Annotated in this window: 8 protein-coding genes and 1 tRNA gene; 2 read left to right on the top strand and 7 right to left on the bottom strand. The window is 69.0% G+C overall.

The window, feature by feature from the left end; translation table 11 throughout:
• Positions 1 to 110: 110 nt before the first annotated feature.
• The 5 genes from AC1RTC_RS13885 to AC1RTC_RS13865 all read right to left on the bottom strand — a co-directional run bounded on the left by AC1RTC_RS13885 (position 111) and on the right by AC1RTC_RS13865 (position 3,566).
• A complete protein-coding gene (locus AC1RTC_RS13885; RefSeq protein WP_493156650.1) occupies positions 111 to 1,586 on the bottom strand; it encodes an aldehyde dehydrogenase family protein in 1,476 nt (491 codons plus the stop codon).
• Positions 1,587 to 1,645: 59 nt separating this feature from the next.
• Positions 1,646 to 2,470, bottom strand: a complete 825-nt coding sequence (gene nadE / locus AC1RTC_RS13880; RefSeq protein ID WP_493156648.1) for an NAD(+) synthase — start codon at positions 2,468 to 2,470, stop codon at positions 1,646 to 1,648.
• Positions 2,471 to 2,480: 10 nt separating this feature from the next.
• Positions 2,481 to 2,843 (bottom strand): DUF805 domain-containing protein, encoded by a 363-nt coding sequence (locus AC1RTC_RS13875; RefSeq protein ID WP_493156646.1) that lies wholly within the window; start codon positions 2,841 to 2,843, stop codon positions 2,481 to 2,483.
• Between the two features lie 101 nt (positions 2,844 to 2,944).
• On the bottom strand, positions 2,945 to 3,352 hold the full coding sequence (locus AC1RTC_RS13870; RefSeq protein WP_493156644.1) for a nitroreductase/quinone reductase family protein: 408 nt from the start codon (positions 3,350 to 3,352) through the stop codon (positions 2,945 to 2,947).
• Positions 3,353 to 3,489: 137 nt separating this feature from the next.
• Positions 3,490 to 3,566 (bottom strand) — tRNA-Met (locus AC1RTC_RS13865).
• Between the two features lie 58 nt (positions 3,567 to 3,624).
• On the opposite strand from AC1RTC_RS13865, the gene AC1RTC_RS13860 reads away from it, so the two are divergent.
• Positions 3,625 to 4,050 carry a DUF8817 family protein gene (locus tag AC1RTC_RS13860; protein WP_493156642.1) on the top strand — a complete coding sequence of 142 codons (426 nt, stop codon included), beginning with the start codon at positions 3,625 to 3,627 and terminating at the stop codon, positions 4,048 to 4,050.
• A gap of 40 nt (positions 4,051 to 4,090) precedes the next feature.
• On the opposite strand, the gene AC1RTC_RS13855 is transcribed toward AC1RTC_RS13860, so the two are convergent.
• Complete coding sequence (locus tag AC1RTC_RS13855) at positions 4,091 to 6,925, bottom strand: UPF0182 family membrane protein (RefSeq protein WP_493156640.1); 2,835 nt, start codon at positions 6,923 to 6,925, stop codon at positions 4,091 to 4,093.
• Between the two features lie 112 nt (positions 6,926 to 7,037).
• A complete protein-coding gene (locus AC1RTC_RS13850; protein ID WP_493156656.1) occupies positions 7,038 to 8,147 on the bottom strand; it encodes a YlbL family protein in 1,110 nt (369 codons plus the stop codon).
• 100 nt (positions 8,148 to 8,247) lie between these two features.
• Here AC1RTC_RS13850 and AC1RTC_RS13845 point away from each other — a divergent pair, with 100 nt between their 5' ends.
• Positions 8,248 to 9,597, top strand: coding sequence for a zinc-dependent metalloprotease (locus AC1RTC_RS13845; protein WP_493156638.1), 1,350 nt, complete (start codon positions 8,248 to 8,250; stop codon positions 9,595 to 9,597).
• Positions 9,598 to 9,624 lie beyond the last annotated feature (27 nt).

Below are 9,624 nucleotides of genomic sequence, written 5' to 3'. Positions count from 1 at the left end.
GGGGGGGGGGGGGGGGGGCGCGGGGGGGGGGGGGGGCGGGGCGGGCGGGGCGCGGCGGGGCGGCCGCGGGCGGGGCGGCCGCGGGCGGGGCGGCCGCGGCGGAGGCACCGCTACAGGTGGATGAACGTGGTCTTGAGGTCGGTGTACTTCTCGAGCGCGTGCCGCGACTTGTCCCGCCCATTGCCTGACAGCTTGTAGCCGCCGAACGGCACGGTGAGGTCGCCCTCCTCGTAGCAGTTCACCCACACCGTGCCGGCGCGGAGCCGACGCGAGAGTCTGTGGACCCTCGACACGTCGGAGGTCCACAGGCCCGCGGCGAGGCCGTAGTCCGAGTCGTTCGCGACGCGCACGGCCTCGTCCTCGTCGGCGACCGTCACGATCGCGAGCACCGGGCCGAACACCTCCTCGCGCGCGAGCCGGCTGCCGGGGGCGACCCCCGCGAACACGGTCGGCTCGAAGTACGAGCCGACGCCGGCCCCTCCCCCGACGAGCACCTCGGCGCCGTCCTCCCGGGCGTTCGCGACGTGCTGCTGCACCTCGGCGAGACGGGCCTGCGAGGCGAGCGGTCCCATGGTCGTGGCGGGGTCGAGCGGGTCGCCCGGTGCGTAGCGGGATGCCCGGCTCACCACGCCCGCGATGACCTCGTCCGCGACATCCCGATGCACGATCAGTCGCGACGGCGCCGTGCACATCTGGCCCGCATTGAAGAAGATGCCCCACGCGGCGGTGGAGATGGCGGTCTCGAGGTCGGGCGCGTCCGGGAGGATGATGTTGCCCGACTTGCCGCCGAGCTCGAGCCAGGTGCGCTTCAGGTTGGAGCGCGCCGAGTACTCGAGGTAGGCCCGCCCGACCTCGGTGGAGCCGGTGAAGGCGAGCGCGTCCACGTCCGGGTGGAGGCCGAGGTGCTTGCCCAGCACCGAGCCGCGGCCGGGGACGACGTTGAGCACGCCCGCCGGGATGCCCGCCTCGAGCGCGAGCTCCGCCATCCTCAGCGCCGAGAAGGAGGCGAGGTCGCTGGGCTTGTGCACCACCGTGCAGCCGACCGCGAGCGCCGGCGCGATCTTCCACCCGGCGAGGGTGAGGGGGAAGTTCCACGGCGTCACCACGCCCACGACGCCGACCGGCTCGCGCGTGATGAGGGCGAGGTCGTCGGGGCCGACGGGCGACGACTCGTCGAGCTCCTTGTCGGCGAGCTCGGCGTACCAGCGGTACGTGGCGAGCACGGCGCGCAGCTCGATCGTCCACGCCTCCTCGACGGGCTTTCCCATCTCGAGGCTGATCATGAGCGCGAGCTCGTCGCGGTGCTGCTCGATGAGGTCGGCCCAGCGCAGCATGAGAAGCTTGCGCTCGCGCGGCGCCATCCGCGGCCAGGGTCCGTTGTCGAACGCGCGACGGGCTGCGGCGATCGCGCGGTCGAGATCATGGGTGCCGCCGGCCGGCACGGAGCCGAGCAGGGAGCCGTCCCGCGGAGTGCGGTGCTCGAAGCCGCCGGGCGCCTCCGCGAGGCCGCCGTCGATCACGAGGGACCCGGGAAGGATCAGGGAGTCGGCTGCGCGCTCCCAGTCGGCGAGGGTGTGGTCTGACACGGGGGCCTCCGCTCCATTACGTAGCCCCAGCGTAGATCATTCGCTTCCAAACGGAAACGCTAGTCGCGCCACCAGTCGTCGAACATCGAGACCGGCACGGTGCGCTTGTGCCGGGTGTTGATGTAGCGCGTCTCGATCGCCACCGCGACCGCCTCGGGCACTTCCTTGCCCTCGAGGTAGTCGTCGATCTGCGTGTAGCTGAGGCCCAGGTTCGCCTCGTCCGTCTGGCCGGGGGTGTCATCCAGCAGGTCGGCGGTCGGGGCCTTGAGGTACAGGCGCTCGGGCGCCTCGAGGAACTCGAGCAGCGCGCGGCCCTGGCGCTTCGTGAGGCCGGTGAGGGGCAGGATGTCCGCTCCCCCGTCGCCGAACTTGGTGAAGAAGCCGTTGACGGCCTCAGCGGCATGGTCGGTGCCGACCACGAGCAGGTTGCCCTGGCCGGCGAGGGCGTACTGGGCGATCATCCGGGCCCGCGCTTTGACGTTGCCCTTGGTGAAGTCGAGCATCTCCGCGCCGGTCGCGTCCGCGTACTCGGCCTCGAAGCCGTCGACCGCGCGGCGGATGTTAAAGGTTACAGCGTGGTCGGCCTTGATGAAGGAGAGCGCGAGCTGTGCGTCCGCCTCGTCCGCCTGCACGTTGTAGGGCAGTCGCACCGCGCTGAAAGAGGCGTTGTAGCCCTCGGCGCGCAGCTCCTCCACCGCGAGCTGGCAGAGCCGGCCCGCGAGAGACGAGTCCTGCCCGCCACTGATGCCGAGCACGAGGCCCGTCGTGGCCGTCTTGCGCAGGTAGGCCTTGAGGAAGTCGATGCGCAGCCGCACCTGCTCAGCAGGGTCGATCGTGGGCTGCACGTTGAGGTCGTAGATGATGCGCGCCTGAAGCGGAGTCATGCAGACGAATCTACCCCCGGGTCTCGCTCGCTTCGAACTGGGGTGCGGTCGGGGCGTACCAGTACACCGCGAGGACGATGATGCCGGCGATCGGGACCAGCAGCCAGAAGATGTTCCGCCAGTCCTTGCCCGTGTCCCGGAGCCGGCGCACGCCCACCGCGAGGAACGGGAGCAGCACGGCGAGGGCGAACAGGTTGGCGAGGATGACGCCCAGGCTCGCGCCGTTCGTGACCGGGATAACCGCGAACACGTTGCACACGGCCTCCCCCAGCACGACGAACAGGAAGAACCACCAGAACTCGGCGCGGCCCGCGCGCCCGGAGAAGTCGGCGTACTTGGTCAACGCCGTGCGGATCGACTGCTGGAAGGTCATGGGTTCCTCTCGTTCCGGCCGCTCGCGCGGTGCCACCGAATCTACCCCTCACTCCCAGGGGTCGGTCAGATCGAGCCCGAGGTTGTGGAAGTCAAGGCCTCTCAGTTGCGGTCGAGCTGGAACACCGGGATCTGGCGGTCCGTCTTCTCGAGGTACTCGCCGAACTGCGCTTCCTCGGCCACGATCGCGTCGTAGGCCGCCTTCCACTCGTCGTCGGGGATCTGGGTGGCCGTCACCGAGACCGTCACGATCTCGCCGTCCTCGACAGCCTCGAGGTCGAACGTCGGGTTGGCGCGGAGGTTGTAGTACCAGTCCGGGTTCTCCGGAGTGCCGCCCTTCGACGCGACAACGCGCCACCCGGTCTCGTTCCGGAAGCCCACGACCGGGTTGAGGCGGACCTCACCCGACTTGGCTCCGATCGAGTGCAGGACGACCAGCTTCGGGCCCCAGTAGTTCTCGGTGCCCTTGCTCTCGCGGAAGGAGGTGATGACGTCGTCGTTCCAGCTCATGCTTCGACTGTATGCCACAGAGACGCGCGCCTCGCGCGGAGCCTGGCAGCGGATCTACCGCGGGCTCTGGAAGCGCCGCGACGCACACGCCCCCTGACAACGCAGAAGGCCCAGTCCGAAGACTGGGCCTTGTGACGTGGTTGCGGGGACAGGATTTGAACCTGCGACCTCTGGGTTATGAGCCCAGCGAGCTACCGAACTGCTCCACCCCGCGGCGTACTCCCACTCTAACACAGTGCCCCGGGCGAGCCCGCCCGGGGCTACCGTGGAGCATGGGCACTGTGTGGCACGAAGCAACTGCGACCCCGATCCTCGCGGTCGCCGACATCGATCGGGCGGCCGAGTTCTACCGCGAGCTGGGTTTCGACGTCGAGCCCTACGACAGTGGCTACGCTTTCGTCCGCGGCGGCGTCTCCCTCGACCTCGCCCGGAGTGACGGCTACGACCCGTTCACTATGGCGGGCATGGCTTACCTGACAGTCCGTGACGCGGATGCCGCGCACGCGGCCCTCGTCGCAACACGGCTGCTCCCCGGCTACTACGACCTCGACGAGCAGTCCCTCCGCGACAGGTGGACGGCCGGAGAATCCCTCGCCCGCATCACCCGCGTGGAGGACAAGCCCTGGGGAATGCGTGAGTTCGCCCTCGCCGACGTCGACAACAACCTGCTGCGGATCGGCGCACCGCTGAAACGCTGATCGAGCCCGCCGAGTTCTCGACGGGCTCGATCAGGCGGTGCTACTGCGTCGCCGCGATCGCCCGCTGCACGGCGTCCACCATCTTGGCGTCGGCCTGCGCCGCGGCCACGAGGTCGTTCGCCGCGTAGGCGGCCTGGCGCTCGGCGAGGGCCGTCTTGTAGTCGGCGAGCGCCTGCGAGAGCGCCGCGTTGTCCGACGGCGTGGTCGGTGTCGTCGGCGTTGTCGGGTCGGTCGGCGTCGTCGGGTCCGTGGGCTCGGTCGGCACGTCGCCGTCGCCCGCCTGCGCACCCGAGTCGCCGCCGAACAGCTTGTCGAGGGCGAGGTCGAGCGTGTCCTCGAACGCGATCTGGTTGCCGAAGGAGACGAGCACCTTGCGCAGCAGCGGGTAGATCGTTCCCGTGTTGGCCTGCACGTAGACCGGCTGCACGTACAGGAGCCCGCCGCCGACGGGCAGCGTCAGCAGGTTGCCGAGCTTGACGTCGGTATCCGCCTTCTGGAGCAGCGCGAGCTGGCTCGCCACCACCGTGTCCGTCTTGAAGTTCGTCTCCGCCTGGCCGGGGCCGGGCACCGTCGTCTGCTTGGGCAGGGTCAGGAGCGTCAGCTTGCCGTAGTTCGGCCCGGCATCCGAGTCGACCGCCAGGTAGCCGGTGAGCACGTTGCGGGTGGAGTCCGCGTTGCCCTTCGGAATGAAGGTCGAGTACAGCGTGAAGGCCGGGTTGTCCGTGCCGGGCACCTGCATGGTCAGGTAGTACGGCGCCTGCGGGGTGTCGGTGGTGAGCACCGGGTCGTTGGGCGTGACCCACTGGTCGTCGCTCGAGTAGAACGAGCCCGCGTCGGTGACGTGGTACGAGCCGAGGATCGCGCGCTGCACCTTGAACAGGTCCGACGGGTAGCGCACGTGGTCGAGCAGCTCGGGGCTCATATCGCTCATCGGCAGAACCGTGCTGGGGTAGATCTTCTCCCAGGTCTTGAGCACCGGGTCCTTGTCATCCCACGCATACAGCTTGACGCTGCCGTCGTAGGCGTCGACCGTGGCCTTCACCGAGTTGCGGATGTAGTTGATGTCGTCGATCGCGAACGCGGGGGTCGGCGTGTACGTGTCGGCGATCGACTTCGACAGCTGCTGCGTCTGCGAGTACGGGTAGTTGGTGCCCGTCGTGTACGCGTCGACGATCCACACGATCTTGCCGTCCACGATCGCGGGGTAGGCGTCGCTGTCGAGGGTGAGGTACGGCGCGACGGCCTGGACCCGGTCCTTCGGGTTGCGGTCGTAGAGGATCTGCGACTTGTCGTTCACCGCGTCGGAGAGGAAGATCTGCTCGCTCTGGAACTTCACCGCGTAGATCAGCTTCTTGAAGATGTTGTCGAGCACGGGCCCGCCATTGCCGCTGAACGTCGTGGTCGCGTTCTGGTCGCTCTCCTCGCCGCCGGACGGGTAGTCGAGCTCGATGTCCTTGCTGCCCTTGGGCGCGCCGACGATCGAGTACTGCGGCGAGTCCTCGCCGAAGTAGACGCGCGGCTCGAAGTCGCCCAGCTCTCCGACGCTCGGGATGCCCGACTCGAGGAACACCGGGTTGCCGTCGCTGGCCCGCTGGTTGCCGTAGGCGGCGACGAGCCCGTAGCCGTGGGTGTAGACGAACGTGTTGTTGTACGGCGTCTGGGAGTCTCCGAGGCCGGCCTGGTTGAGCTCGCGGACGGCGAGCACGGTGTCCTGGCTCTTGCCGTCGATCTCATAGCGGTCGACGTCGAGGTGCGGCGCGAAGCTGTAGTACTGCTTGAACTGCTCGAGCTGCGAGAAGGCCTTGGGAACGATCGACGGGTCGAGGATGCGGATGTTCGCCGTGGTCTCCGCGTCCGCGCGGAGCGCGCCCTTCTCGGCGTCGGAGACTGCCGCGTACGGCACCTCCTCCACTCCGTCGACGCCGTAGGCGTCGCGCGTGGCGTCGATGCTGCGCTGGATGTAGTCGGCCTCGAGCACCTTGGCGTTCGGCTCTACCTGGAAGCGCTGCACCACCCAGGGGTAGATGCTGCCGACGACCAGCCCGCTCACCAGGAGCAGGGCCGTGCCGATGATGGGCAGGCGCCAGCGGCCGATGATCGCCGTGACGATGAAGAGCACGGCCACGAGAGCGGCGATGCCGGCGAGGATGGCGCGGCCGGGGATCGTCGCGTTCGCCTCGGTGTAGCCGGCCCCGGTGGCGAGGAAGCCCTGGCTCGTCGAGAAGAGGGTCGTGTACTGGTCGAACCAGATGCTCGTCGCCTGCAGCGCGAGGTAGATCGCGGCGGTGATGGCGAGCTGGATGCGGGCCGCGCGCTGGATGCGCACCTCGCGGCCGCTGAAGCGGATCGCGCCGTACAGGTAGCTCGTCGCGAGGGCCGCGATCGCAGCGATGAGGACGACCGCCGAGGCGAAGCCGAGCGCGCCGTGGTACAGCGGCAGGTCGTAGAAGTAGAAGGAGATGTCGAGGCCGAACTGCGGGTCGACCTGGCCGAACGACGTCTTGTTGAGCCACTGCAGGACCGTCTGCCAGTGCGTGGCGGTCGAGACGCCGCCGAAGATGCCGAGGACGACCGGGATGCCGAACATCGCCAGGCGGCGGAGCGGCTCGATGACCTGCTGGTAGCGGTCGAGCTGCGCGTTGAGCTTTGCGTACACCGGCCGGGCACGGAAGGCGATGAAGATGCTCAGGAACACCGGCACGGCCATCCCGAGGAAGCCGATGACGAACATCACCGCGCCGGCGAACCACTGCGTGGTGAGCACGTTGAGGTAGCCGAGCTGGTCGAACCACAGCACATCCGTGTAGAGGTTCGAGAGGACGAAGAACGCGATGACGAGAACCGCGATGACGACCGCGGTAATGGTCAGCGTCACCCGCGTTCGGCTTGCAGTGGACGGGGCTGCTTGATTCGACACTGAGGTTGCTCCTGCTGTTGGGGGCCTCCGCCCATCTTAAAGGGCGAAAGCTGCTAAATCCCCGGGCGCGTCAGCCCACCGGGCACGCTGGCAGCGAACTCGTGTCAGCGCCCGTCTCGATCGCGTGCAGCGCGGCGAGGGAGTCGTCGAGGGTCTTCACCGCGAACACGGTGAGCCCGGCGGGGATGTGCCCGGTCACCTCGTCGCAGTTCGACTCCGGTGCGAGGAAGTACTGCGCACCCGCGCCGCTGGCGCCGTAGAGCTTCTGCCGGATGCCCCCGATCGGGCCCACCGTGCCGGTCGCGTCGATCGTGCCGGTGCCGGCGATCTTCTCTCCCCCGTTGAGCTCGCCGGGCGTGAGCTTGTCGATGATCCCGAGCGCGAACATCATCCCCGCGCTCGGGCCGCCGACGTTCTCGAGCTGGATCTTCACGTCGAACGGGAAGTCGAACTGGCTGCCCACGACGATGCCGAGGATGGGCGCGGGATTGTCGCCGGTACTGAGCACCGGGGTGAGCTCGAGCGTCATCGGGGTGCCGTCGCGCGTGATCTCGACGGTCGCCGGAGAGTCGGTGCCGTTGGCCGCGATCTCCTTGCGCAGCTCCGTGACATCCGCGAAGGTCTTGCCGTTCACGGAGACGATCACGTCGCCGGCCTTCAGCACGTCCTGCGCCGGCGAGCCCTTCTGGGTCTCCACCACGGAGAGGGTCGTGGGCAGGTCGTAGCCGAGGTTGGTGAGGGCGGCGGCGATGGCCGCCTTCTGCGAGTTGGCCATGTCGACGGCGCCCTGCTGGTTCGACTGCTCGACAGTCTGCCCCTCGGGGTAGATGAGGTCGACAGGCACGACGGCGCGGCTCGCGTCGAAGTAGGCCGCGGCCACCTCGAGCCAGTTGGGCAGGTTCTCCCGATTGCCCCGGATGCTCACCGTGAGCATGTCCAGGGTGCCTTTCGTGGGGTAGGTCTTCTCGTCCGGGATGTCGATGAGCGACACCGTCTTGTCGCCGACGGCGACATCCCCGAGGGTGTTGTAGACAGGCCCCGGCTGCTCGATCACGAAGGGCGCGGGCAGCAGTGAGACGACCACGAGCCCGGCGAGGGCGACGCCCAGGATGGACCAGCCGATCCGGCGCCGGCGCTGTCGCGGCAGGGCGTCTGGTTCGATATCGGTGAAGAGCGGCACCGTTTCCCTCACTGTCTGTTCGCCACGGGCGCACGGCGAGAGGTCCCAGCGTAGGCGAATTCCCAGTGGCTCCGGCAGTGCAGCGGCTAGCGTAGTTCGTATGGCTGAGGATTCACGGGAGCCCGCTGAGAGCGGCGACCCAGCGGACGAGTTCCGCGAGATGCTGCGCGCGTTCCTCGAGGGAAACACCGACATCGACCCGGCGAAGCTGGCAGGAGCGGCGGGGCTTCCCAACGATCCCGCCATGGTCGCCCAGCTCATGGCGCAGCTGCAGAACGCGCTGCAGTCCAGCGGCGACGGCATCAACTGGGGCCTCGCGCTCGAGCAGGCCAAGGGCATCGCGACCCGCGGCACGGTGGTGTCGCTGCCCGCCGAGCGCTCCCAGCTCGAGCAGGCCCTGCACGTGGCATCCCTCTGGCTCGACGAGGTCACCTCGATCTCGGAGCTCGCCAGCGAGCCCCGCCTGATGAGCCGTCAGGAGTGGGTCGCGGCCACGATGCCGGTCTGGACGCAGCTCGCCGAGCCCGTCGCCAACTCGATCGCCAACTCCCTCACCGACGTGCTCAAGCAGAGCGCCCCCGAAGAGATGGACGACATGATCGCCGGGGCGAGCCAGGTGATGCGCAACGTGGGCGGCACGCTGTTCGCGATGCAGCTGGGCCACGTCGTGGGCCAGCTCTCCAGCGAGGTGGTCTCGGGCGGCGACATCGGAATTCCGCTGCTCGACAGCGAGGGCGGCGCGATCCTCCCCCAGAACGTCCTCGGCTTCGGCGCGGGCCTCGACATCCCCGCCGACCAGGTGCAGCTCTACCTCGCGGTGCGGGAGCTCGCCCATGCCCGGCTGTTCCGGCACGCGAAGTGGCTGCGCCTGCAGCTGCTCAGCTCGATCACCGAGTACGCCCGCGACATCCACATCGACACCGACCGCCTCGAGTCGCTCGCTGCCGACTTCGACCCGAGCAACCCGGAGGAGCTCCGCTCCGCGATGACCAGCGGCGCGCTCATCGCCCCGCGCAGCGGCGAGCAGGTCACCGCTCTCACCAGGCTTGAGACGATGCTCGCCCTCGTCGAGGGCTGGGTGGACGTCGTGACGGCCCAGGCCACCAAGCGGCTGCCGTCGAGTGCGGCTATCGCCGAGACGGTCCGCCGCCGCCGCGCATCCGGCGGTCCCGCGGAGTCCGCGTTCGCGACACTCGTCGGCCTCGAACTCCGTCCCCGCCGCCTGCGCGAGGCCGCGGCCATGTGGCAGCGGGTGTCGGACGCGGTCGGCGACGACGCGAGGGACGCGCTGTGGTCGCATCCCGACCTCGTGCCGACCGGGGAGGACATCGACGACCCGAGCGCGCTCATCGCCCGCATCACGGCCGGGGCGCCCGAGCCGGACGACATCGACCAGGCGATCGAAGACCTCCTGAACGACGACACGAGCGAGCGCCCGCGCGAGGAGTAGTCCGCGGGCAGCCCCGCGCGGCAACTG

Source organism: Rhodoglobus sp. GW821-FHT12B09 (assembly GCF_058809925.1).
The sequence above is the reverse complement of the archived record's forward strand: the minus strand, read 5'-3'. Positions and strand labels throughout refer to the sequence as shown.